16 protein-coding genes are annotated in these 25,373 nt (G+C 49.9%); 14 read left to right on the plus strand and 2 right to left on the minus strand.

Translation table 11 applies throughout. The features are described 5' to 3' along the window. Window positions 1–65: 65 nt before the first annotated feature. The 9 genes from ACQ76X_RS32295 to ACQ76X_RS32335 all read left to right on the plus strand — a co-directional run bounded on the left by ACQ76X_RS32295 (window position 66) and on the right by ACQ76X_RS32335 (window position 10,457). Window positions 66–1,718 (plus strand): helix-turn-helix domain-containing protein, encoded by a 1,653-nt coding sequence (locus ACQ76X_RS32295; RefSeq protein ID WP_438497864.1) that lies wholly within the window; start codon window positions 66–68, stop codon window positions 1,716–1,718. A 123-nt stretch (window positions 1,719–1,841) separates the two neighbouring features. Beyond that, on the plus strand, window positions 1,842–2,867 hold the full coding sequence (locus ACQ76X_RS32300; RefSeq protein WP_438497865.1) for an ABC transporter substrate-binding protein: 1,026 nt from the start codon (window positions 1,842–1,844) through the stop codon (window positions 2,865–2,867). Between the two features lie 29 nt (window positions 2,868–2,896). Further along, complete coding sequence (locus ACQ76X_RS32305) at window positions 2,897–3,904, plus strand: FecCD family ABC transporter permease (RefSeq protein ID WP_438497867.1); 1,008 nt, start codon at window positions 2,897–2,899, stop codon at window positions 3,902–3,904. 59 nt (window positions 3,905–3,963) lie between these two features. Further along, window positions 3,964–4,944, plus strand: coding sequence for a FecCD family ABC transporter permease (locus tag ACQ76X_RS32310; RefSeq protein WP_438497906.1), 981 nt, complete (start codon window positions 3,964–3,966; stop codon window positions 4,942–4,944). A gap of 24 nt (window positions 4,945–4,968) precedes the next feature. Further along, window positions 4,969–5,730: an alpha/beta hydrolase gene (locus tag ACQ76X_RS32315; RefSeq protein WP_438497869.1), complete on the plus strand. Its 762-nt coding sequence runs from the start codon at window positions 4,969–4,971 to the stop codon at window positions 5,728–5,730. Between the two features lie 170 nt (window positions 5,731–5,900). After that, a complete protein-coding gene (locus ACQ76X_RS32320) occupies window positions 5,901–6,470 on the plus strand; it encodes a DUF5808 domain-containing protein (RefSeq protein ID WP_438497871.1) in 570 nt (189 codons plus the stop codon). A 360-nt stretch (window positions 6,471–6,830) separates the two neighbouring features. Then, on the plus strand, window positions 6,831–8,030 hold the full coding sequence (locus ACQ76X_RS32325; RefSeq protein ID WP_438497872.1) for a saccharopine dehydrogenase family protein: 1,200 nt from the start codon (window positions 6,831–6,833) through the stop codon (window positions 8,028–8,030). A gap of 20 nt (window positions 8,031–8,050) precedes the next feature. Then, the gene (gene nspC, locus ACQ76X_RS32330) at window positions 8,051–9,187 is read left to right on the plus strand and encodes a carboxynorspermidine decarboxylase (RefSeq protein ID WP_438497907.1); all 1,137 of its coding nucleotides are present in this window, start codon (window positions 8,051–8,053) and stop codon (window positions 9,185–9,187) included. Window positions 9,188–9,473: 286 nt separating this feature from the next. Further along, a complete protein-coding gene (locus ACQ76X_RS32335; protein ID WP_438497873.1) occupies window positions 9,474–10,457 on the plus strand; it encodes a phosphotransferase enzyme family protein in 984 nt (327 codons plus the stop codon). A gap of 473 nt (window positions 10,458–10,930) precedes the next feature. Here the strand turns inward: ACQ76X_RS32335 and ACQ76X_RS32340 are convergent, their stop codons facing one another. Then, window positions 10,931–12,538, minus strand: a complete 1,608-nt coding sequence (locus ACQ76X_RS32340) for a stalk domain-containing protein (protein ID WP_438497874.1) — start codon at window positions 12,536–12,538, stop codon at window positions 10,931–10,933. 171 nt (window positions 12,539–12,709) lie between these two features. On the opposite strand from ACQ76X_RS32340, the gene ACQ76X_RS32345 reads away from it, so the two are divergent. After that, window positions 12,710–14,179, plus strand: coding sequence for a sensor histidine kinase (locus tag ACQ76X_RS32345; RefSeq protein WP_438497875.1), 1,470 nt, complete (start codon window positions 12,710–12,712; stop codon window positions 14,177–14,179). On the opposite strand, the gene ACQ76X_RS32350 is transcribed toward ACQ76X_RS32345, so the two are convergent. Next, the gene (locus ACQ76X_RS32350; protein WP_438497876.1) at window positions 14,166–14,753 is read right to left on the minus strand and encodes a response regulator; all 588 of its coding nucleotides are present in this window, start codon (window positions 14,751–14,753) and stop codon (window positions 14,166–14,168) included. The two genes, ACQ76X_RS32345 and ACQ76X_RS32350, sit on opposite strands and share 14 nt — an antisense overlap. A 211-nt stretch (window positions 14,754–14,964) precedes the next feature. Between ACQ76X_RS32350 and ACQ76X_RS32355 the strand changes: the two genes are divergently transcribed. The 4 genes from ACQ76X_RS32355 (at window position 14,965) to ACQ76X_RS32370 (ending at window position 25,337) form a co-directional block, all read left to right on the plus strand. After that, window positions 14,965–16,317 carry a cytochrome P450 gene (locus ACQ76X_RS32355; protein WP_438497878.1) on the plus strand — a complete coding sequence of 451 codons (1,353 nt, stop codon included), beginning with the start codon at window positions 14,965–14,967 and terminating at the stop codon, window positions 16,315–16,317. A 112-nt stretch (window positions 16,318–16,429) separates the two neighbouring features. Next, a complete protein-coding gene (locus ACQ76X_RS32360; protein WP_438497879.1) occupies window positions 16,430–17,113 on the plus strand; it encodes a helix-turn-helix domain-containing protein in 684 nt (227 codons plus the stop codon). Window positions 17,114–17,345: 232 nt separating this feature from the next. Continuing rightward, entirely contained in the window at window positions 17,346–17,504 is a 159-nt protein-coding gene (locus ACQ76X_RS32365) for a hypothetical protein (RefSeq protein WP_438497881.1), read from the plus strand. A 30-nt stretch (window positions 17,505–17,534) separates the two neighbouring features. Then, complete coding sequence (locus ACQ76X_RS32370) at window positions 17,535–25,337, plus strand: S-layer homology domain-containing protein (protein WP_438497882.1); 7,803 nt, start codon at window positions 17,535–17,537, stop codon at window positions 25,335–25,337. The last annotated feature ends 36 nt before the right edge of the window (window positions 25,338–25,373 follow it).

The raw sequence follows: 25,373 nt of genomic DNA on the forward strand, positions 1-25,373 counted from the left end.
ATAGTAATAGAGGAATATAAAATGTTCAGCAATGGTGGTGTTATATAACAATGGACCTAAAAGTAATGGAACCAGAAATAACTTCTCCCGCTGAAAAGGATGCTGAGACACTGCCGGACTGGGATCAGTTGTCCTTCAGACTGTTGTCGGTTCAGGCACTGAGGGGAGACGGGGAGGTCCGGCTGCCCCAGCAGCTGAATTTCTGCTATGCGCTGATTCTGGTGGCAGGCGGAGCAGTCCGGATTCATGTGGATCACCGCCAGGTGGAGCTGTCCGCAGGTTCAGTCTGTCTATGCCTGCCGGAGCAAACGATCGGAACGGCCAAACCGGCCGCCAGCCTGGATATGCATATTTTTTATTTTGAAGTCTATCATTACGGCAAGCCGGAGAACGTTCGTGACCATGCAATCCATGACGCACTTCTGTTTCCGCCGGATATCATACTGCCGCACTTCCCAGCTAAGCAAATCTCTTCCGTCTGTAGTGAAGTTTTTCGGCTATCCGGGGCAGGACAACAGAACATCAGCTTTCGCGCGCAAATAGATTTTCAGGAGCTGCTGTATGTGATTCGTTTGAGCTGCCGGCAGAAGCCCAGAGATACGGGAAGGGCACTGGAGCAGACCAAGCAGTACATAGAGGATCATTTCACGGAGCCGCTGACGACCCAGGAGCTGGCGCAAGCCGCCGAGCTCAGCCCCAAGTATTTTGTGGACCTGTTTAAGCGGAAATACGGCAAAAGTGCAGTGGAATACACCGCCGAACTGCGGCTGCAGCAGGCGAAACGGCTGATGGCGGAGAGTGGACTGAAGCTGCGGGATATCGCCCACCGGGTGGGGTATGCCGATGAGTTCTATTTCAGCCGGAAATTCAAAAAGATGATCGGTGTGCCGCCTGCAGTCTATATGAAAAGCCGTCACCGGAAGCTGGTTGCTTATACTCCGGCGGTGCTGGGACAATTGCTGCCGCTGAACCTGATACCCTACGCGGCGGCGCTGCATCCGAAATGGACGGAATATTATTATCTGAACTACCGCGGAGATATTCCCGTGCATATCAGCGCGTACCGCAACAACCAGGAATGGCAGGCTAACATTGATCTGCTTAGCCAGCATCCGGCTGACCTGATCATCGCCCGGGATGAGCTGAAGGAGCAGGAGAAAACCGCGCTGGAGAAGATAGCTCCAGTCTATTATAGTCATGGCGGCAGCTGTGATTGGCGTGGGCAGTTTCAAGAACTGGCGCAGGTTCTGGGCGAGAGCTGGCAAGGTGAGCAGTGGCTGTCAGCGTATGACCGTGAGGTGCGCAGCGTCAAAGAGCTTCTGCACAAAGCGATGGGCGATGAATCTGTTGCTGTGATCCGGATGCTTGGCAGCAAGCTGTATTTGTACTGCAATTACGGCATGCTGGACATGCTCTACCGGGAGCTGGAATTAAAGCCGGCCTTTAAGTCCGGCGAAGGTATTTATAATGTGCCGGTAACACTAGAAGAGCTTGCGGATCTGCCGGCAGATCATTTGTTCATGCTGATCCGCAGAGAGAACGATACGCTGGGCGAGTGGCAGAAGTTGCAGAATCATCCGTTATGGCTGAAGCTTTCTGCGGTTCAGAGACACCGGGTGCATCATATGAGCTCCGATCCCTGGCGTGAGCATTCCGCTTATGCGCAGCTGCGGATGCTCCGGCAGACGCTGCAGCTGCTTGCAGCCAATCGTCCATAAATGTTCCGCCTTTTGTCCATGGTACGGCAGCAGACCCTTCGTTATAATCGAAAATGATAATCATTATCACTTGTTGTGATATAGATTGGACATTTTACAGAGTGGAAGGGGATTTATAGAAAGATGAAAAGATCATTTGGGATAGCAGGACTGATAGCATTATTTGTACTGGTACTTACAGCGTGCGGAGGCAACGGCAACAATACGCCGGCAAATGGGGCCGCAAATGCTGCGGAAACCGCAACAGCAGCTCCGGCGGCAACGGCAGAGGCAACGGCTGAAGCCTCACCGGCAGCAGCTGAAGCAGGCACGCGCACGATTGAGTATTTAGGGGAGCAATATACGGTACCCGCATCAGCAGAACGGATTGTTATTACCGGAGCTATGGAAGCCATGGAGGATGCGCTGGTGCTGGATGTGCATCCAGTCGGCGCGATTACGTTCAGCGGTGAATTTCCGGAACGCTTCGCGGCCATTACGGACAAGGCTGAATCGATCGGGGAGAAAACCGAGCCGAACTTCGAGACCATCTTGAAGCTGAAGCCGGATGTGATCCTCGGGACTACGAAGTTCAAGCCTGAAGTAGTAGAGCAACTGAAGAAAATCGCTCCGCTCATTCAAGTCTCGCATATCGCCAGCAACTGGGAAGCCAACCTGAATCTGATGGCAGAGCTGACCGGCAAGCAGGAGCAGGCTGCGGCGGAAATCGCCAAATATCAGGCAGCGCTGGAAAGTGCAAAGGCAGAGCTTGGAGAGAAGCTGAAGGATCAGAAGGTAGTGGCAGTACGTATCCGTGCGGGACAAATGTTTATTTTCCCTGCGGCGGTGTTTGTTAACCCAATCTTGTATAACGATCTTGGCCTGAGTGTTCCGGCAGAGGTAGGAGCGGCGAAAGCACAGGAAGGCATTTCGGTTGAGCAGCTGGCGTCGATGAATCCGGATATCCTATTTATCCAATTCGCGTCCGATGAGAATGCCGAGACTGCGACAGCGCTGGAAGACCTGCAGAGCAATCCGATTATCCAAAAAATCAATGCGATGAAAAATAACAAGACCTTCGTCAATGTAATTGATCCGTTGTCCGAAGGCGGACCGGCATGGAGCCGCATACACTTCCTGCAGGCTGCAGTGGGGCAGCTGAACAAGTAATCTGAGATTGTACAAAAGAGTGGGATGATATGAAATTATCTGCCGGACTAAAGACGACCTCCCTGCTGGTGCTGGGGGTCGTCCTCATTATACTCGTCGGTGTCTTGTCGGTGCTCTATGGCACTAAATCCATCAGCTATAGCACCGTATGGAATGCGCTGTTTCATCTGGACGGGGACAATATTGATCATCTGATTATCCGGACCTCGCGGATTCCGCGGGTGGCCGGGGCGCTGCTGATCGGCGCGTTTCTGGCCGTATCCGGGGCCTTAATGCAGGGGATGACGCGGAATTATCTGGCCTCCCCTTCAATTATGGGGATTAGCGACGGATCTGTATTTGCCATTACGCTGTGTATGGTGTTCTTGCCCGGGGCTTCATCAATGACGATGATTCTCTATTCACTGGCTGGCTCGATGCTGGGAGCGGCTCTGGTCTTCGGTACAGCCAAGCTGCTACCAGGCGGTGCCTCGCCCTTGTCACTGGCCGTCCTGGGTACCATTATCGGCACGTTTCTTGGAGGGGTGTCGCAGGCGCTCGCTACCTATTTTCAAATTTCGCAAAATATCAGCTTCTGGTACAACGCCCGTCTGCATATGATGGACCCGGCGTTAATCAAGCTGGCAATTCCGTTTGCCATGGGCGGCTTGGCACTGGGCTTGATGATGGCCCGTTCCGTGACGATGCTCTCGCTTGGGGATGAGACCGCTGCAGGCCTCGGCCTTAAGGTCACAGTGGTAAAAGGCTTGACGATGCTGAGTGTCGTCATTCTGACGGGGATCTCAGTGGCCATTGCCGGGAAAATAGCCTTTGTCGGCCTCATAATCCCGCATATTACGCGTTATTTGATCGGTCAGGACTACCGCAAGATCATTCCTTTTTCCGCTTTTTTGGGCGCGCTGTTCCTGGCTGTATGCGATCTCATCAGCAGGTTTGTGAATTTTCCGTTTGAAACACCGATCGGTGTAGTCACCGCTTTGTTCGGGGTTCCCTTTTTCCTCTATTTAATTAAGACGAGAGGGGGCGGACAGACTTGAGCAAGTCCTTTCTTTCACCGAAACCAAAGCGGCTTGCTTTCTGGTCCTTGTTTCTGGTCATGTGTGCACTCACGCTGTGTTTCATGTACATCAGCCTGACCAACGGGACCTTCGACCTTTCAGCAAAGGATGTGCTCCGTACTTTACTGCGGATTCATCCCGCCAAAGATCATGACCTCGTTATCTTTGATTTTCGTCTGCCGCGCATTGTACTTGGCGCACTTGTCGGATTCGGGCTGGGAATCGCCGGTGCTGTACTGCAGGGCATCACCCGCAACTCTCTTGCGGATCCCGGAATTCTCGGCATTCATGCTGCCGCAGGAGCTTTTGTCGTATTGTACATGTTCTTTGCAGCAGGGACGATGAAGACCCCGGACTGGTTTGCGGTCCTGTCCATGCCGATGTTCGGATTTGTGGGCGGGCTGGTTGCCGTCGTTCTGCTTTATATCTTCGCCAGGCAGAACGGTGAGTTTAATCCGCAGCAGCTGATTCTTGTGGGCATCGCGCTTGCATCCGGCTTCGGGGCAATTACCCTGTTTGTCTCACTCAAAATGGACCCGCAAAACTTTGAGATGGCCGCCGTCTGGCTGGCCGGCAGCGTGTACAGTGCGAACTGGAGACAGGTGCTTTCGACCCTGCCCTGGCTGGTGATATTAATTCCAGTGATCTGGAGACGCGCAGCTGTTCTTGATTTAATGCAGCTGCATGAAGTGAGTGTAAAGGGATTAGGTGTCGCAGTAGGCAGAGAACGGCAGATCCTGCTGCTCTGCTGTGTCGGTCTGGTCAGCGCCTGTGTCTCCGTGTCCGGCAGCATCGGGTTTGTCGGTCTGATCGCACCGCATATCGCCAGAAGACTGATCGGCAACAGCTATAAGTACATCGTCCCTTTATGCGGCATGATTGGGATGCTGATGGTGGTTATTGGCGATTTTATCGGCAAAACGGTGTTCGCTCCGGCTCAGCTGTCGGTAGGCATTGTCATCTCTATCATCGGTGTGCCGTATTTCATTTTACTTTTGTTCAAGACACGCACGAAATAGGTGCGCTTGAAGGAGGCTGGCATCATGGAAGGAACCTATAGACAGGAAGAGATTGGCGGCCGCAGCCTGACCCTCTATACTCCGATGTCCTATGGGGAAGAGGGCAGACGGTTTCCGGTTGTCTATCTGCAGGATGATGGCGAAGTGATGGAGCATTCGCTGAATTACCTGGAGCATTTGTTTATAACCAAAGCGCTGCCGGAACTGATTTTTGTCGGCATTACCCCGCATGACCGGAATCATGAATACACACCATGGCCGTCGCCGGCCCTGATGCCGGACAGACCGGATTTTGGCGGTGGCGGCGGAGAATATTTGAAGGAACTTGTCGGGAGGATCAAGCCGTATGTCGACAGCAGGTATCATACTTTGCCAGGACCAGAGCATACGGGGCTGCTTGGCTGCTCCTTCGGCGGATTGATCTCACTTTATGGATCTTACCTTTATCCTGATGTGTTTGGCAGGATCGGGCTGATCTCCGCATCGTTCTGGTATGAAGGTATCGTGAATTACATACGGGGACAGAGCAGGACGATGCCGGAACAGCGGATTTATATGTATGTCGGAGAGCTGGAGGGACTGTACAAGACAAACTTGCAAAAGCAAATGGTCCCGCAGTCACGCCTCGCGCATGAACTGCTGCTGGAGCAGGGCTTTAGCGAGGAGACATTGCGCTTTGAGACCAACCCCATAGGAACACATGATAGTGTATTTTTCAGCCAGCAGCTTCCGCAAGCCCTGCACTGGCTGTTTGGAGCAGAGCATGCCGGGGGCAGCAGAGTCTGATCCTGTGGCGAGTGAATCAATGGCGGGGCAATCATATAAGGGAGTCTTCCGAAAACCGCGCTGGCGGCTAGAGGGAGACTCCTTTTTTTACAAGGATCAGAAGTGAGGATGAAATTGTACCGATACTGGGCGTTGTATGTGTACATAATAGCTTAAAGAAACTTGAGGCGGTGGCGCTTGCGGGGGAACAAGAGATTTTATACACGGATGATGATGAGTATTGGATGAACGGGACAACCTATAATAACCCTAATGACCGTTCCATTATGTTGCCGAAGCGGATTGGAATTGGCACTACGATTAATATAGGGACAAAAACGGGTAAATATATATATTACGGCCTTTTTGTGTTTGTGGCAGCAGTGATCATCGGGACCGGATGGATCAGTGTCCAGGCAGAGTTCTCTACACCTGTGATGAAGATCGGCGACAGCGGAACTGTTAAGATTCAATTTCCGATGTACAACTACAGTTTTGCACTAGAGGATGTTCTTAAACTGAAGCTGGTGGATCAATTGCCGGAAGGCGGCAGAAGGACTAACGGTATTGGAACGGACAAAGTGGCTATAGGAAACTTTAAGCTGGATGAATTCGGCAAAAGCAAGCTATACCTCTATAAACAATCCCCTCCATACAGTGTAATCAGATTGCCTGACCTCTATGTGGTTTATAACCATAAGGAGGCATCCGAGACCCGGCAGATTTTTACGGAGCTGCAAGGGAGGTGGGGAATTCATTGATTTTAAAATAAATCGTATGAAGTAGACCCCTGCTGTGATACAATAGTCCGGTTGGCCTTGTATACGGGTATCCGTTCAATATAGCTTCTGCTTCTTTGACGCAATGAACAGAAGAAGCCGAGGAAAACAGAGCATTCTCATGTATTATTATGAATTACAGAGTATTAATAAGGAAACCCGTAGATTTTACAGAAAAGGTATCAGTTTTTGTCGTTTTTTATTGATTTATTCAAAAGTATTCTGTATAATCAGCCTTGTTGATTTTTCATATGGAATAGCCCATGCTTCCGAAGCAAGTTTTGTATAAAGCTATTCTTCTGAAGCAACGCTGACAAAATTTTTTTTGGGAGGTTGTTAATTTTGGGAAAAGCGTTAATTATTGGCGCTGGCGGCGTAGCAAGTGTTGTTGTGCATAAGTGCTGTCAGAACCCGGATGTATTTGAAGAGATCTGTATCGCGAGCAGAACCCTTTCGAAATGTGATGCTCTGAAAGATAAATTGGCCGGAGGCCAGACGAAGATTTCTACTGCTCAGCTCGATGCAGATAACACGGACGAGGTCATTGAACTGATCAAGAGCTTCCAGCCGGATGTCGTTATTAATGTCGCTCTCCCATATCAGGACCTGACCATTATGGATGCTTGTCTGGCAACGGGAGTGCATTATGTGGATACCGCCAACTATGAACCACAGGATACTGCTAAATTCGAGTATTCCTGGCAGTGGGCGTACAAAGAAAGATTCGAGAAAGCCGGAATTACCGCGCTGCTCGGCAGCGGCTTTGACCCTGGTGTAACTGGTGTGTTCACGGCTTATGCGCAGAAGCATTATTTTGATGAAATCCATACGATTGATATTGTTGATGCCAACGCAGGCGACCACGGTTATCCGTTTGCCACCAACTTCAATCCTGAAATCAATATCCGCGAAATTACGGCTAACGGACGTTACTTTGAGAATGGCGAGTGGATTGAAACTGCACCGCTGTCCGAGAAAAAAGTCTACGATCTCCCGGAGATCGGTCCGAAGGATATTTACCTGCTGTATCATGAAGAACTGGAATCCCTGGCTGCCAACATCAAGGGTGTGAAGAAAATCCGTTTCTGGATGACCTTCTCGCAGAACTATCTCACTCACCTGAAGGTGCTTGAGAATGTGGGCATGACTTCCATTGAGCCGATCCTTTATGAAGGTAAAGAAATTATTCCTTTGCAGTTCCTGAAGGCGATTCTGCCTGACCCGGCATCCCTGGGACCAAGAACCAAAGGCAAAACTAACATTGGCTGCATCATTCAAGGCACTAAAGACGGCCAGCCAAAAACTTACTATGTGTACAATGTCTGCGATCATGAGGAATGCTACAGAGAGGTTGGCTCCCAAGCCATTTCCTACACCACCGGCGTTCCAGCAATGATCGGGGCTATGCTGATTATAAAAGGCATCTGGAAGAAACCGGGCGTCTACAACGTAGAAGAATTCGATCCGGATCCATTCATGGATGCACTGAACAAACACGGGCTGCCTTGGCAAGAAGATTTCTCGCCAACGCTGCTGGATTAGGGCGTAACGTAATGAAGGATATAGATATCGATATCAGCTCACTGCCGTCACCTGCTTATCTTGTGGATGAACGGCTGCTGAAGAAGAACCTCGAGACACTGAACTACGTGCAAGAGCGTAGTGGTGCGAAAATTCTGCTTGCGCAAAAAGGCTTCTCCATGCATGCCCTGTACCCGCTTGTCGGACAGTACCTGCATGGCGTGACCTCCAGCTCCTTATTCGAAGCCCGGCTGGGCTTCGAGGAAATGGGCAAAGAGGTGCATGTCTACGCGCCTGCTTATATGGACCGCGAGTTCGATGAGCTGCTCGGTTATACCGACCACATTGTGTTCAACTCGTTTGATCAGTGGAGCCGGTTCAAGGACCGGGTGCAGAATGCTCCGAAGCAGATCAGCTGCGGCATCCGTGTCAATCCGGAATATTCCGAGATTGAAGTGCCGCTTTATGATCCGTGCTTCAACTTTTCCCGGATGGGCGTAACTTTGCCGAACTTCCGGCCCGATGAGCTTGAGGGTATCGATGGCCTGCATTTCCATACGATGTGCGAGCAGAACTCGGATACGCTGGAGCGTACGCTTAAGGTCGTGGAAGAGAAATTCGGAGAGTACCTGCATGGCATGAAATGGCTGAATTTCGGTGGCGGCCATCATATTACCCGTCCCGATTATGATCTGGAGAAGCTGATCAGCTGCATCCTGCATATGAAGGAAACCTATAATGTCGAGATCTATCTGGAGCCCGGTGAGGCGGTTGCCCTCAATACCGGATACCTGGTGGCTACCGTTCTGGACACGATGCATAACGGAATGGATATAGCCATTTTGGATACTTCGGCCGAATGCCATATGCCGGATGTGCTGGCGATGCCGTACCGTCCGAACATTATCGGCGCCGGAGAGCCGGGCGAACATGCCTATACGTACAGACTCGGCGGCATGACCTGCCTGGCAGGAGATGTGATCGGGGACTATTCATTCCCGGAGCCGCTGAAATACGGCGACAAGCTTGTCTTCCTCGACATGGCGCATTATTCCATGGTGAAGAATCATATGTTCAACGGTGTGAACCTGCCGGCCATTGCTTCGTATAACGAAGAAGAGGGCCTTAAGGTGATCAGAGAGTTTGAATATAGCGATTTCAGCAACAGATTGTCTTAATAATTATAATAACGAGGCGTTCCGCCACCTGTGTTCATGGGTGATGGGGCGCCTTTTTTTGGTTGCGGTTAACGGGGAAGCGGCAGCACTGAATGGTTAAAGCTGTTTTATCCATTGCTCTTAAGCATAGTACTCGCGTAACATCGAGACATGAAGCCAGCTAGCTTGAACGTGAAAGGAGTGATCGGCATGAAACGCCGGGCTAATCCATCTACTATTACATTGACGGTGAAGAGGAATTGAGTACTTAATCCAATTGTGAACTGAAAAGGAGCTGCTGCAACGCATGCTGAAGTTAAAATATTTATTCTCGAATGAAAGTTTGGCGGAGATGCTGCTGGGGAACTGGACATATGATCCGGAGTCGCTGCATTTGTTCCAGTACTATCGAATCTCCTCCAATGCGATATATCCGTTCAGAAGTGCCGGGAACGGTCAATTCCTGCGGTTTGCCCCGCAGTCGGAGAAGCTGATGGAGAACCTGCGGGCGGAGCTGGAGTTCATCTCCTACCTGAAGGACTGCGGATATGGCGTGCTGGAGGCCGTTCCCTCCCTGGAAGGAAAGGAGCTGGTAGAAGCGAGGACTCCCTGGGGAGAGTATTATGCTTCTGTCTTCAAACGTGTACCCGGAGTTCAGCTGCAGGATGCCGGCTTAAGCGATCGTGTCATGTTCAGGTATGGCGAGGCCTTGGGCAAGCTGCATCAGCTGTCCAGCACGTATAGCCCTGTACTAACCAAGAGAGGGTCATACCGCGATGAGCTGGACTGGATCGTAGATGTGTTAAAGGCGTTTCCGCAGGAAACGGCGGCTGTGGCGGAAGCTCGGCTGCTTGCCGAGTATTTCAGCAAGCTCCCGGTTACAACAGCCAATTACGGGCTGATCCATTATGACTTTGAACTGGACAATGTGTTTTATGATGAAGCAAGTGACACCATCAGCGCGATAGATTTTGATGATTGCATGTATCATTGGTATGCTGTGGATATCGAGCAGTCGCTAGACAGCTTGGTAGAGGAGATTGATCCTGAAGAGTTTGGACTGAAGAAAGAGCGCTTTATGGAAGGGTACCGCAGCCAGTTTAGTCTTCCCGATGACGGCCCCTCTATGGCGGCGTGCAGACGGTTCGCCGATTTGTACGGGTATGCCAGAGTTTTAAGGTCCACCGCTGAACAATGGGAGCATGAGCCGGAATGGCTCACGGGACTGAGGGGCCGGCTGAACCATTCCCTGGTGACCAGATCTGCACGGTTTGGAGAGCGGTTAACCTAGGGCGGGCAGCGCAATGTGAGCGGTGTTACGTATGTTGATGGATGATGACGGATGTTAATGGATGCTACTGCCGGTCTTGAGCGGTAAGTAACTTGTTGCCGTCCCGTCGGACAACTCAGAAATTCGTAACGGGAATTGCGCCCGCTAAATAGATGCTACTGCCGGAATCTGAGTAACTAACGGGAATTTCTCCCGCCTTATTTAACCAAATGGCCAGATTGAGTGAAACGGTTCAGATTAGCGGGAGAAATTCCCGCAAAGGTTTTGAAGAGGATTGTTTATACAACAATACCGGGAGCTTTGCCCGTTATTGTTGCTAAGACTGACTGGCGATCTTAACAGAAGCTTGCAGTAGAGGAAATCCTGAATAGATAAACCCCAGGAAAAAGCGGGTCCCGCATCCACGTAACGTGGAGCGGAGGCCCGCTTTCTGTTTTAGATCGGCTATTGGATAAGCTGGGGACTGTGGAGATCTATTTGTAAGTGATTGCAATCTCCTCTTCCTGCGGCATCCAGTTGACAGATGCACCTAGCTGTTCGCTGATAAAGCGCAGCGGCAGGTAGATCGTCCCGTATACGACAAACGGCGGGGTCTCAAGAGTTACCGTTTTGTTATTCACGGTCGTAGCCCCTGTAACAGAATTGATCGTGATCGAGATGGCGGGTTTATCGCCAGCGGCGCGGGTAATCGTCACTTTTTTATCCACAGTGGTTGTTGTGCCTCCTGCTTTGCCTGAAGGGACACTCTTCGTATCTTCTTTGTAAGAGACATTGGCCCCCATCTTGTCAAACAATGAACGGAGTGGAATAAAGTTCTGCCCGCCCCGGGTAATTACACCGTTCGTTAGAGTAACCCTTTCGCCGTTCAAGGATACTGCAATCGGCTTCTGCACGGGAACGGGAGTTTTATAGCTGAACTCATACTCACCATACCCCAGCTGTCCGTCTTTGTTGACGCCCCAGCCCAAGAGCGCCCCGTCCTTTTTTTGCAAAATAAGATGACGCTCACCTTCCTGTATAGATGTGATATCAGAGGCAAGGAGAGTGAATTTCGCATCCGCTGACATGGAGTCGCCTTCAAGGGAGGCCGTGTAAGCTTTGCCATCCGAAGTCAGGGCGACGATTGAGCGTTCCATGAAGTAGGCACCAGTCACGTTCTTGATGCCTGTAAGGCACACGGGGACTTTCTGCTCATGATAAGTGGTTCCGTCGGACCAGCCCGTTACGGTGGAACCCCAGAACCATAGGCGTGATTGAGCATCGATGGCCAGCATGGTCCGCGAGTTGCCATGGATCGAGCGGATATCTGTCAATCCGCTCACCCGAGAAGCGGATAAGACAGACGGAAATGGCTTTCCGGAATCAGCAGAGTCATAGGACTGTATAGGCCAGGTCCAAAGTGTACCGTCTTTTTTGAGCGCATATTGCTGCGTCAGCTGGAGGATACCGGTCAAATTCTGGACAGGCTCAAAGGTGGACAGCTCATCGCGGGAGGTCCACACAGTGCCATCTTTTTTCAGGAAGTTAATACGTTCCCAGCCTTTGTCTCCATCCCATTCATTATAACCATTCACCGCAGCGACATTATCTATGCCGGGAACAGCTGTAAAGAGGGGAGATTTGTCTTCGTCTGATATTCGGGGAGAGCTGAATACCGCGCCATTTCCATCTACAGTTATGTAACGGCTCCAAAGCGTAGAAAGCTCTGTTACCTTGGTCAGATCCTGCACAGAAGTGACTTCCACCGCCAGAGTCTTAGGATTGGTCTGCCACCGCCACACGGCATTATCCTTTGTGACAGCCAGTCCTCCGGCCTGTAGGCCAAACCCATAGGCAGCTTGTACATCCTTCAGCCCCGGAAGCAGAGTAGGCACGGATTTGGTGCCACCCCATATCCAAAGGCTTCCGTCATTTTTAATCAGGTATTCTGGTCCATAGGACTTAATGCCGGCAGTTGCCTGCACTGTTGCTGCGGCGGTTGTGGCAGCAGTTTCGGCAGTCCCGGCAGCGGATGCATGTATTGAAGCCGTTGAAGCTGTTAAGCTCAGCAACAAGCATAAAGTCATCGTCCATTTTTTCACGGAAATCCTCCTCGACAATTTGCGTAATTTACTTATATAGGAAATAAAACAACCTGTAAGGTTAGACGTAAGGACTGGTTAAAAAGTTTCCTAATCAATCTAATAGATGTGATAAAATGGAAAATAACTTGGAGCAACTGTAGTTGAAGCTGGGATGACGGAGGGTTTTGATTGAATTACTTTTATATTGTGATGTTTCTGTCCATGTGGACAATGGGTGTGGTATTACTGGTGTTTAACCGTAAATCCAACTTCTGGATCAGCCTGACACTGATGACTGGGGGGATGGCCAGTTTTGCCTTCTCCATTCATCTCACGATTGTTCCCTTCCTTTTACCCCGCGGGTGGCTAACGCCTACGTTCAGTTCTTTTCTCTATCAGCTTAGTGTGGTGGCCATGACGGTATACTTTTATCTATTTCCTTTTACAGCTTGCATGGGCGCATTATGGCTGGGTGCGGTGCGCACCACTAAGAAAAAGGCTCTGATATCCATTCTGCTGTTTATACCGGCTGTTCTTGTAGGAGGCCATCATTTGCTAAAAGAGCCATGGGCCAGCTTCGATATCAGTCATTTTCGCTCATGGGCAGGGTTTTATATTGTGTTAAGCCTTGTATTCTACGGAATTGCCTTCAAACGGGAGAAGGAATTCTACACGAGGAAGAATAAGAAACGAGTAGGAGTTATATTTACTCTTGGTACTCTATTTGCGTTCGTAACTGATTTTGTAGGGTTTCGTTCCTTGACCATGGGAGAGTGGAGCTTTGAACTGAAGAGCAACGGGACATGGAAATACAATGTTGTTGTTGTACTGGGCCTTGTGGCGGTTATTATCTTTTATCTCGTGAAGAATGGCTTCATGGGCATCAAGCTTAGAATTGAGCGGGAGAAGCGGGATTTATCGATGCGTGCACTTACGATGGGGGTATCGATCCTGAATCATTCCATAAAGAACGAAATTCAAAAAATTAATTACTTAACGGAGAAGACGGAGGGCTATATTCATACGGGCCAAACCAACAAGTCACTTCAGTCTATAGAACAGATTCATTCGGTTACGGCTCACCTTCTTGATATGGTCGGCAGAATAAAGGATAAGGCTGATGATATTGTCCTCAGTGAAACTCAAGTAGGTGTCAAAGATATATTTACAGCGGTCTTAGAGCCGATGCAGCCGCTTTTAGAGAGCCGCTCAGTCCGGGTAGCGGTCATGCAGGAGGAAGACGGGGAGTTAGTCTGCGATACGATGCATCTCAAGGAGACGCTGTCGAACCTCGTTCAGAATGCTGTGGATGCAATGGACCCTGAGGGCGGTACACTTACACTGCGGACAGTGAGCGCCAAACGTTATTACATCATTGAAGTGACCGATAACGGCTGCGGCATTCCAAAGGAACAATTGGGCAAGATCTTTGAACCCTTTTACACCACGAAGAAAAATGCCTATAATCACGGTCTCGGATTGCCTTATTGTGTGTCAGTCATGAGGAAGCACGGCGGCAGGCTGACCCTTGTGAATGCAGAAACGGGGAGAGGAACGACAGTCATACTGCATTTTCCAATACAGCGCTTTAAAATATCATCAGAACTAAGCGTATACACACCTTCTATGCCTATGAGCAGATCTGTTAATCGTTTTTAAAATAGGTGAGCTTATTCTTGATACTCTTCAGCTGGGATTTAATTGTGTTCGTTGATTTATGCAGCTTATCGGAGATTTGTTGTTTGCTAAGTCCTTCCTTTCTCAGCTCGAATACCTCACGCTCCATAGGCGAAAGTTCCATAAGCTGAATCTCACTGCGCATGACGCGGGCGGCGTCCGCATGGATCGTTGACCGGTCCTCGTAGGCTTCTCTGATCGCCCGGACAATATCTTTATAACTTAGCTTGGTAATGTAATTGAGCGCTCCAAATTGGAAGGACTTCATGATGATTTCCTTCTCGGTCAGCGAGGTAAGCATGATTACTTTTATTCCTTGTTCATAAAGTCTTGATAAGATTTCCTTCGTGGCCTCCAGGCCGTCCAGATTGTTGCCGGTCAGATTAATGTCCATCAATATGATGTCCAGTGGATGCCGCAAAGCCGCTTCGACCGCTTCTTCTTTTGTGCTGGCGACAGCCATAACTTCAATATCCGGCTCCTCTGCCAAATCCGCACTTATGTTCTGCTGCCAGAACGGATCATCCTCGACCAACATGACGCGTATTCGCTCCATAACATTCCCTCCATCCCTCTGCCTACAGGTTAGCAATAGTATAACAAAGGAATCTCCCGGGCTGGTAGGGTGATTTTTTTTCACCCTTGGAGCTGACAGGGGGGTGAAAAAAATTCATCCTCCCCAATCCGCCGGCAGCACTATAAGCTATGGATTGTAAACAGCGGCCATTACGCTGAAATCGCGAGATGAAACGGAGAGATACCCCAGTATGAAAGCTACAGCAGAAAATAGGTACGCTCCACAAGGCCCCAAGGGATCCTGGCTGAGCGGGAATTTGATGGAATACCGGCAGGACCCTGTGGGCTTCTTAACAGAACTCCAGAAGGACTATGGGGGTGTGGCACAAATACGGTTCGGTCCCCAGAAAATGTACGTCATTTATGATCCGATACTTCTAAAGGAGGTTCTGCTGACCAAGCAGGAACACTTTATCAAGCTTAAAGCGTTTAAAGAAGCCCGGCTCTTTGTGGGGGACGGTGTTGCCACCAGTACAGGAGAAAAACATAAGCGGGTCAGAAAGCTCATGCAGCCCTATTTTACGAGAGCCCATATTCAGACGTATGCAGAACAAATGGTACAGATTGTAAATGATGAGCTGGAACGCTGGCTGCCCGGTGAGCGGCGTATTCTGACGGAGGATATCTCTAACATCACCTTTGCGGTTATTGCAAAAACATTGTTTAGCCTGGAAGATGATGGATATGCCCGTGCCATTCGAGAGCCCTATGAGCTGATTAACCGGATGTGCTCGGAACGCATGCGATCACTATTGCCTGTGCCCCTGTTCATCTCAACGGCCAAGAATCGGGCTTATAAAACGGCACTGAATGAATTGGACCAAGCCGTTTATGCAATTCTTCAGCAGCGAAAGAATAATCCCGAGCAAGGTGCGGGTGATCTGCTGTCCGTATTGTTATCCGCGAAGGATGACAGCGGAGCCGGCATGACCGACCAAGAGCTGCGTGATGAGCTGATGATCATCTTCATCGCTGGCCATGAGACCTCGGCTAATGTACTTTCCTGGGCGTTCTCCTATATCCTGCAGCAGCCGGAGGTAGAGGAGAAGCTTTATGAGGAATGGGACCGGGTACTTGGCGGGAGTGACCCTACAGATACCACTTACATGCAGCTGACCTATACTCAGAATGTGCTCAGAGAGGCAATGCGGCTCCGCTCACCGTCCTTTTTTACCGGACGTTCGGCCACAGCTGATGTGGAAATTGGCCATATTACGGTGAAGAAGGGACAATCCATTCTTTTCAGCCCGTATGCCATTCACCAGAATCCGGAGTATTTTCCTGACCCGTTATCTTTTATTCCGGAACGGTTCGAGAATGATTTGCTGAAGCGGATTCCGCAGTTTGCTTATATTCCTTTTGGCGGCGGACCGCGGGGGTGTATCGGAAATCATTTTGCAATGATGGAAATGGTGATTGCCCTCTGCATGATCGGCCAGCGGTACCGCCTGATACTGGCTCCAGCGCATCCTCCGATTGAAATGGAAGCGCTGATGACACTGCGCCCTAAACATGGCATTCAGGTCATTGTTAACAGCCGGTAAGCCGATACACAAATTTTAAACTTTTTTCAATGATACTTATAGTCCGTCGACTCCATGCCCGTATCTGGATTAACATGTGAATATAATTAAGAAAGCCAAAGGGAGCTTGCGCATGAATATCTTACAGGATTTTGGAATCCGGCTGAAGGAATTAAGATTACGGTCGAGCATGTCACAGGATATGCTGGCTTCCCGTTCCGGTCTGGACCGGACTTATATTGGCAGCGTGGAGCGCGGAGAACGGAATGTATCGTTGAAAAATATTGAAATTCTGTGCAATACACTGGATGTGGACATCAGTTATTTTTTTGACGATGAACGGTTCTCGGTCCATAGCGCGTTCTTCAAACAGGAGCTTACCAGACCCTTGGCAGACCGTTTCAGCTACAGCGTGTTGGCAGAGGAGAATCTGCTGGCCTGGAAGGTGACCGGAGCCCTGCATCCCGATGAAGTAAAACGGATATGCATGAATTTAAAAGCGGCCTGCCGTCAGCTAATCCCTGGTCAAGTAAAGCTGCTTATCGATAACAGTAAAATGATGACCAAGGGCCAGCCGATAGCTTTTCAACACGAGGTTACGGAAATATGGGAAGATCTTCAGCGCTGGTTCCTTCCTTATTGCGAACAAGTCATCGTTCTCTGCAATTCTAAGTTCATGCAGAACCAGATGAACCGGTTGGCCAAACGGAGCGGGATTATTAAAGTTCAAAAGACGTTATATGCGGAAGATAAGCAGTGGTTGGCTGGCAATGAGATGGATCTTCTAGACTTGCTCAAAAGGTATTTGGAAGTTTAGGGGGTAGCGCCTCTAGAGAGAAGCGCCTCGGTGGTGACCTGAGTGAAGGTGAATAGGAGTTCAAAGCTAAAGGAGCTGATATCATGTTTCGTAAAATCAGTTTGAGCTCTATGATTCGGATAACAACGGTTGAAGTCAGGAAAATATTATTATCTGGAGATCGTTACGGATAAGGGAACAGTGAAATCAAACATTACTTCATATGCTGAAAATGATTCTGTGAAGGCCAGCGTTGAGAGAAGGACTACACGCTGGAGGTCGCGCCGTTCAATCAGGAAGGCGGTACGTCCGCTTTACCCTGCTCCCCATTCGCTTCGTCAGCGAGAATATGAAAATGAAGGTGTTTTTTGATGAAGGAAAAATCGTCATTACCGATGCTGCTCAACAATAATAGAAGTATGGGATTGGAGGGTAGAATGAAATGAAAATCGGGTTTATCAGAGGCATAAAAGAAAAGCTTGCTACCTTGCTGGCATTCACGATGCTGATCACAGCAGCAATGCCAGGGACAGTGGCTGCTTCCGTTACACCGGACATCCTTCCGGCTTCCCCTTCTGTTGCAGATAGTGTTACAGAAACGGTATATGATGCAGACGGGGTTCGAGCCCTGCTGCCGTCAGTGAGTGCCGGGACTGGTACTCCTGCGTCATGGAATCTGCTCAGTAGACTCAACAGGGGATTTTTGTCCTTCATGTATCCTACATTTGATATGCCGCTCACCAAGCTTAGTAAGGATGAGAGATATATGGCGTTTATGACCTATGCGCAAAATGATGAGCAGGCTTCAGGAAGGAAGGCAGTGTACATCCAGGATCGGAGTACGGCGGAATTCCAGCTTGTTAAGACGCCGGATCAAACCGGCACTGTGATCTATTTTGATATGACGCCCGATGCCCGGTATATCGTGTATACCTATGGAGAAGATGTGGTTAGTGGAGTTACCAAGGTGTATCTGTATGACAGAACGACGGATCAGCTGGAAACGGTGAGCGGAACAAGCGGTCCTAACGACATAAGATATGACGATGGTGAATATGTCTCCATCAGTTCAGATGGACGATATGTGGCTTTTGATACCGATGCCAAGCTGGTGGCTCAGGATACCAATGAGGAACGGGATGTATACCTTTATGATCGTATGGGAAACGGGGATAAGCTGAAGCGGATAAGTGTACCGCTGGAGGAAGGCGTGAACTATGACAGTTTGGCCCCTTCTATTAGCGGGGATGGAAACATCATCGCATTTGTTTCCAAGGCTAAACTCACTTCTCAGGAGGATTACATCGGCACAGAAAGCATATACCTGTACAGCCTCGCAGATGGCGCGGTGAAGCGGGTTACCCAGGGGAGATCGCCGTCTATCAGTGGCAACGGCCGATATGTGGCGTTCACCACCTACCGGCAGGATCTTGCAACCGGAGACGACAACGGCAAAGATGATATCTATGTGTACGATCACGCAGAAGACAGTTTCCGGAGAGTCTCCCTGCAGGAAGACGGGAGCGAGCATACCAGGAACAGCAGATACCCTTCGATCAGCGGGGATGGTGCTTATGTAGCCTATGAGGTGAAACAGGATAGTACTTCCGATCCGGCAGAGAGTTATGTAGCGGGTATTCAGGATCTAACCTCGGCGAAAATTGCCGTGCCGGAGTCTGCTATAAAACTTGGTGCTGTAGCGATGAGGCCCACCGTTGGGGATGGAGGAATAACCGTTACCTTCTTCTCTACTTACATGGAGCACGTGGGAGACACTGAGTTTGAATCCTTTGATTATTTTGTGGCTACGAGCGGAATAGCACCAGTATGGCCGGAAGGCAGCCGCCTTACGGCAACAGATATCGGTAAGGATCATATTACTGTAAGCTGGCCGGAAGCTTCCCACCCGGATGGCGTTACGGGTTATGCCCTATATGTAAACGGGCAACGTGTTGCATATATACCGGCGAGCGAGGAAGCAACCTATACGCTGACCAATCAGCCCCAAGGGGCTGATGATGAGGATCTGATCCAGGTTGAAGCTATTAACAGTCGATATCATATGAGCATGGGCGGTCCTGCGTATACATGGCTTAGGGAAGGCGGAGAGAATCCTCCGGGGGAAGAGCCTCTATACTTCGACTGGGTGGGAGAACGCGGCAGTGATTGGGGGCCGCTGCAACAGGGAAGCAAGATTCAGCTGTATGCCCAGGGAACGGCGGGCCGTGAAGCGAAAGTAGAGTGGACGTACAAGGAATGGGAGGGTGATGTTCAAGTAGATAAATCGGCATCCCTTCTAATGAAAGAAACACCAGCGGCATCGGGATTATACACAGCCTCGTTTGAATTACCGCCGGAAGTGACAGAGCTTTCCGGCATGAAGCTCACGTTGACCGGTGAAGGGCAGGTAGAGGAGAAGGAAGCGGAAGACCTGCCCCTCTCTGTTGGAGGAAGTCTGGATATTGAGTTTAGCGGTGTGCCGCCAGAGGAATTGCAGGGTGCCATCTTTACCCTATTTCAATCAGACGCTGCAGAAAGATCCGCCACACTGAGTGGAAATAAGCTGGAGCTTATCGAAGGGCTGCAGCCTGACGTGGAAACGAAATTTATACTCTATACCCCGGATTACAGGTATGAAATGGCCAGCGTGGAAGGAGTGACAATTGAACCCGGAAGAACGACTTCCATCGTTGTCCCCGTTACACTCCCTGCGCAGCTCCGAGTGAAGGTGCTGGATTCCTACGGAAAGCCGGTTCCCGATATCCCGGTGAACCTTTGGGATTCTGAGCACCAACTGGTAGAGACAGATATAACTGAGATTGACGGGGCAACCGGGTGGCGCGAAGGGCTGCTGCAGAATCAGACCCTTACTGCTGAGCTAGAGCTGGACGATGTTGAATACGAGCTTGCGCCCGGCATGCCTTCAAGCATCACACTGGAAAGAGGGGACAATGAATTATTGGTAAATCTCGTCTCCCCTGACCGCGGAAAGCTGGAGGTCACGGTTCGGGATCCTGAGAACAAACTCGTATATGATTCAATAGTCACCGCTACCCAAACTTACAAAGGCAAACCGGTCGTCACCAAAGGACGTACCAGTTTTGACGGCAAAGTGAAGCTGGAGCTGTATGCAGGGGAAGCGACACTGGAGGCTGTTCAATCCTCCTACCAGCTCAGCTCCGGGTTGCTGAAGGCCACTGTGAAGGCCGAGGCCACGACAACTATGGAAATTCCAATGAATCAGCCGGAGAAGTATGTAGTCAATCTGAATGTGTACAAAAAGGCACTGGATACAGAATGGATAGGGCCTCTGAATTTGAACGATGAATTTTTCTTGTCTACGGTGTCCGTTAAGCCGGGTGGCGCATGGATCAAATCCTACTTTTCGAATTCTCTTACTCTTGGCGGAAGACCCGGCAGCGAGGTAGAAGCCTGTGTGGAGGGAAATATCTACGGGTATGTGAAATCTTGCGGAACTGCAATTAGGGATGAAAATTCCAACGCCAATGTGGAGGTTCGCCTGGAGGAAGAAGGAGCCCGAATTCAAGGTGAGGTGGAGACAGGGCGCAATATAATGTACAGTGCTTCCATTTACGAAATCACCTCGAACGGAGGAAAGAAATGGGTTACTGCAGCTGGGGATGCCCAGTTCCAAAGCTATCCTTTTAACGTAAATATCCCTACAGGCGGAACCTTCCGGATGGATATTCTCAAAATCATCCGGGACGCGAGCTATAAGCATCATTATGAATACGCGACCGTCGAATTTACAGTTGAAGAGAATCAGATTAAAAACTTGGGCAAGATTACCTTCAACTCATCCAGTCATTTTATGAATCAATCCGGGAATGCCTTTATAGCGCAGCCTGCACGGGCTATCCCCGGAAGTACAATAGTTATGAAGGCCTCATACAGAAACAATACGAACTTTACGGCAGAGGATGCGTATCTCCTGCTTGAGGTGCCCGAGGATATGACAATCGTTACCGATTCAATCGGGAATATGGCTGTAACGGGCGGAGCCGGATCAGCCACCCTGGAAGAAGGCGTATTGCGTGTACCTCTGGGCGATCTGGCTAATGGAAGCAGCGGGATGGTCTCCTATAAGCTTCAGGTTTCCCCTGCTTTTAATCAATCAAGCGTATCCGCAACCGCGAGAATCCAGACACGCCTGAATACGGAGAGCGTAGAAGAGACGATTGGTACTGTGCATCTGGATACGCCAAAAGTCACGCTGGATGCACCGGAAAAAATCTCGGACGCCCGCATGCAGACTGTACTGAGCGGCTATGCGCCGGCTGGAAGCATGGTGCACATCTATGACACAAATGCACGGGTTGGCGGTGCGGTTGCCAATGCCTCAGGGATCTGGAAGGTTGCCGTGACCCTGGTGGATATGGGGAATCAGAGCATGCATGCCTTATGGGCTGAAACCGAAGTGAATGCTGTGAAATTACAGTCCGCAAAAGCCTATGCGGAATACGATGTAAATCTGCCGCAGCTGGTGCGAATGGCCTATTCCCAAGCGCCTGACGGCAGATGGATATCGCTGGAGGTTGGCAAGAATGTACCAGACCTCCCGTATACTGTCGTCCCTGGACATCCGTTTCTGTTCGATCTGGAGTTTACACAGCCGGAGCAAGTGGAGAACGTAAGAGTATACATGGATGGACAGGAAGGAGAATCCATTCCCGCAGTGAGGGAAGGGAACTTGTTCCGGGCCAGTGTGCCGACAACTCAGAATGCATTAGGGGCTATTTATGTGGATTATGACGTCAAGAATCAGCCGCTCACCTATGACGGAAGTCTTCCAAACATCGAGCAGATTCGTGCGTCAATGCCACTGAAGATGAGGGATTTCGAAGTAGTTTCCATGAAGAAGTTTGAGCTTGTGGATGGGAAATATTCGGGAGAAGCGGTTCTGAGTTTTCCTCAGCTTCATGATATCAGGATGAGCTATTCGATAACTGTCGATCCTGATTCCAGGTATAAACCGACAGCGGAGGAGCAGGAGCTGGCCCGGCGCTCAGGTATCCCTGTTGTACAGAAGGTCTATGAGGCTAATGAAACGGAAACGTCCATGAGTCTTAAGCTGGAGGGGTATATTCCCGGCAATTTCTTATTCAAGGAACAAGGAAATCTAAGAGGAAGAAGTACGGCTATTCCCGGTCTGGAAGACTGGGAGCACACATCTCAATATATCATAATGATGGATATCAAAGATGAGGTTGGTGAGGTTCATGGTCCTATAAGTGATATTAAGGGGCAATACGACGATTACATGGAATATGCCGGAAAGATCAATAAAATCATGCATAATGTCGAATCCAGCGGTCTCGATTGCATAGATGAAATGCCGACAACTGCCAAAGAAGCAGGGAAAGCTGTCGCCGCTGTCATTCTTGGCGAGGTAGCCAAAACCGCTATGAGTGCAGGTACTGGCGCGATGGCTCTAACCGGACCTGGTGCACTTGTGGCGGCGGGGATAACCAAATATGCCGGCTATAAAATCAATCAATATGTCGACCAGCAAATTGATAAAGTAGGGTCAGGGTACAATGAATGTAAAGAAAACCCGGACAAAAAGCAGAATCGGAAGAAGGGCATGAAGGTTGCCAGTCCGAAATGGATTTATGACCCTAGCGGTTTCGTGTATGAAGCAGTGAAGAGCAATCCGCTTGAAGGAGTAACGGCAACCGTGCTGTACCAAGACACGAATTCCGGGGCGTGGAGGGTCTGGAATGCTGAGGAGTATGAGCAGGTGAATCCGCAATTAACGGATCATGCCGGCAAATATGGATGGGATGTGCCTCCGGGCAAATGGAAGGTAGTCTGGAGTAAATCAGGTTATGAATCCCTATCAAGCACAGAATTAGATGTGCCGCCGCCACATACGGAAGTGAACGCTGGACTAATCTCCCGGGCATCTCCCCAAGTTTCCACCGTACAAGGAGTCACTTATGAGGGCGGAAGCTATGTGGATGTTACGTTCTCCAAATACCTTAAGTTGACTGATCTGCCGAAGGGAGCCGTAATCCTCACCGGCAGTGATCAGAACTTGCTGGAGGGTACCGCTGAATTCATTCAGCAGGAGGAGAGTGCGGCGAATCCGGATATCTCCTTATCCCGGACCGTTCGTTTTACCCCAAAAACAGACTTAACCGTTGATGGAATTTACAGTGTGAAGCTTGCTAAGAGCTTCTTCAGCAGCTATGCCAACGTAATGATGCTGGATAAACATGCAGGCCCGTACCCGGTTTCGGTGAAAGTGCTCGATTTGCAAGGGCCAACGGCAGTTAAAGCAAGTATGGAAAGCGGCGGACGAATGATCCGGATCATGTATAATGAACCCGTTCAAGCGACTGCGGATGCTGCTAAATTTCTGCTAAATGGCACACCTGGTATCATTACTTCGGCTGTAGCCGCAACGAAACAAGGCAGCGACGAATCCCGTGAGCTTCTGATTACACTGAGCAGCACTATATTGGAACCTTCTAAGCTGACTTTACTTGCGGAAGCTGCTAAGGATGTGGAGGGAAATCCATCAGCAGAAATGTCTTTGGCGTTAACACCTGATGTGAATCCGAATCTGAGTGCTCTAACTGTAGGGAGCGGGACGCTCACTCCGGCGTTTGATCCGGCACAAACTGAGTACAGTCTGACACTTCCTGCGGGTACGAAGGAACTGGAGATTACGGCTACTGCAGCAGACGATACCGTGAAGCTTACAATAGGCTCCGAACCGGCGGTTAGCGGATTCACAAAGAAGCTAACCATCCCTGAGGATAAAATCATTCAGGTGTCTGTTGATCTTGGAACCGGAATCGCAGCGAAAACGTATCGCATTCATGTGAAAAATTCCGGTGGAGGCGAGCCTACACCGACACCAAGTGCGACACCGACACCAAGTGCGACGCCTGCACCAAGTGCGACACCAACGGCAAGTACGACGCCAACGGCAAGTGTGGCTCCGACGGCAAACCCGACCTCGACGGTAAGCCCAACGTCTACTCCGGGTGGGGAGCCGAAAGATCCTTTGGATGTAAGTGATGGTGCAATAATATCCAGAAAAACCACACCTGATGGCAAAACGACTGTATACGTCGATATCAGTACAGAAGCAATAGTGCAAGCCTTGAAAGATGGCCAGAAGTCCAAAGAACTTTATATTGAAATTAAAGAGAAGGCAGATGGCGTTTTTCTGCAAATTCCGGCTAAAGGCATGCTGCAAATGAAAAATGCGGAGGCCATATTGCTGGTAAAAACAGTACTGATGAATGTTAAAATTAATACCGTAGCGGCACTGCAAGGGACCTTTTTGGTTGACGGAGCGAAGTATCGGTTAGTTGTTGTGAAGACAGCGGGCCCAGCTCCGGCAACAGCATCCGAAGCAGCAGGCAAACCAGGTACAGGAATCAAGATGCTTACCGCTGCGGTAAGGGTGCATGCGGAAACCATCAGCAAGGATCTGGCTGCGCCGGTCCCGCTGGCTGCTGTTAAACGGGCCTTGCAGGGGGAATTCGTAGAGTTTACAGAGAAAACAGAGCTTATCGATATTTATCGGTTCGATACTGCATCTGCACGCTGGGTTTACGTGAAAAGTACCCGGAATGCAAAGGGTACAGGATTGCTGTTCGATATCCAGACCATCGGTCCTTACGCGGCTCTCATGAGCGTGAATCGCCGTTTTGACGACATAGGCGGGCACTGGGCGGAACAGGATATTGACTGGATGGTGCGCCGTTTGCTGGTGAACGGTACGTCCAAGTCTACGTTCAAACCCGATGATTTCATTACCCGGGCGGAGTTCACTGCTATGCTTGTGAGAGCCTTGAATCTTCCGGAAGGTGACAAACAAACGGGTTCTGGATTCACGGATGTGAGTCAAGGGGCCTGGTACAGAGAAGCTGTGCAAAGTGCAGTGTCCAAGGGTCTCATTAAAGGATGGGATAACAACCATTTTGCTCCTGACAAGACAATTACCCGCGAAGAGATGGCTGTCATGATAAGACGTGCTTATCCGCTGCTGGGCTTTGGAGGTCTATCCACGGTAGACTCCAGCCTGTTGGAGGGATTTTCAGACAGCAGCATGGTTCATGAATGGGCAGAGGATGATGTGTCAGCCGTAATCAATGATGGATTCATGAATGGCATCTCAGGTAGCCGCTTTGAGCCTGCAGGCATCACCACCCGTGCCCAGGCCGCTGTCGTGCTCAAGCGATTACTCAGTCAACTGGAAGAGTAAAACAGTATCAATCAAAAGGCCGTATCCGCTAAGTCT

Source organism: Paenibacillus sp. IHBB 3054, assembly GCF_051594305.1.
Classification (GTDB): domain Bacteria; phylum Bacillota; class Bacilli; order Paenibacillales; family Paenibacillaceae; genus Paenibacillus_AQ.

What these genes read in the sequence shown, in the direction of transcription:
- ACQ76X_RS32310 (WP_438497906.1), top strand. Translation starts at nt 3,964, where the DNA reads ATGTGTGCACTCACGCTGTGTTTCATGTACATCAGCCTGACCAACGGG.
- ACQ76X_RS32335 (WP_438497873.1), top strand. Translation starts at nt 9,474, where the DNA reads ATGCTGAAGTTAAAATATTTATTCTCGAATGAAAGTTTGGCGGAGATG.
- ACQ76X_RS32305 (WP_438497867.1), top strand. Translation starts at nt 2,897, where the DNA reads ATGAAATTATCTGCCGGACTAAAGACGACCTCCCTGCTGGTGCTGGGG.
- ACQ76X_RS32300 (WP_438497865.1), top strand. Translation starts at nt 1,842, where the DNA reads ATGAAAAGATCATTTGGGATAGCAGGACTGATAGCATTATTTGTACTG.
- ACQ76X_RS32355 (WP_438497878.1), top strand. Translation starts at nt 14,965, where the DNA reads ATGAAAGCTACAGCAGAAAATAGGTACGCTCCACAAGGCCCCAAGGGA.
- ACQ76X_RS32295 (WP_438497864.1), top strand. Translation starts at nt 66, where the DNA reads ATGGAACCAGAAATAACTTCTCCCGCTGAAAAGGATGCTGAGACACTG.
- ACQ76X_RS32315 (WP_438497869.1), top strand. Translation starts at nt 4,969, where the DNA reads ATGGAAGGAACCTATAGACAGGAAGAGATTGGCGGCCGCAGCCTGACC.
- ACQ76X_RS32370 (WP_438497882.1), top strand. Translation starts at nt 17,535, where the DNA reads ATGAAAATCGGGTTTATCAGAGGCATAAAAGAAAAGCTTGCTACCTTG.
- ACQ76X_RS32360 (WP_438497879.1), top strand. Translation starts at nt 16,430, where the DNA reads ATGAATATCTTACAGGATTTTGGAATCCGGCTGAAGGAATTAAGATTA.
- ACQ76X_RS32350 (WP_438497876.1), bottom strand. Translation starts at nt 14,753, where the DNA reads ATGGAGCGAATACGCGTCATGTTGGTCGAGGATGATCCGTTCTGGCAG.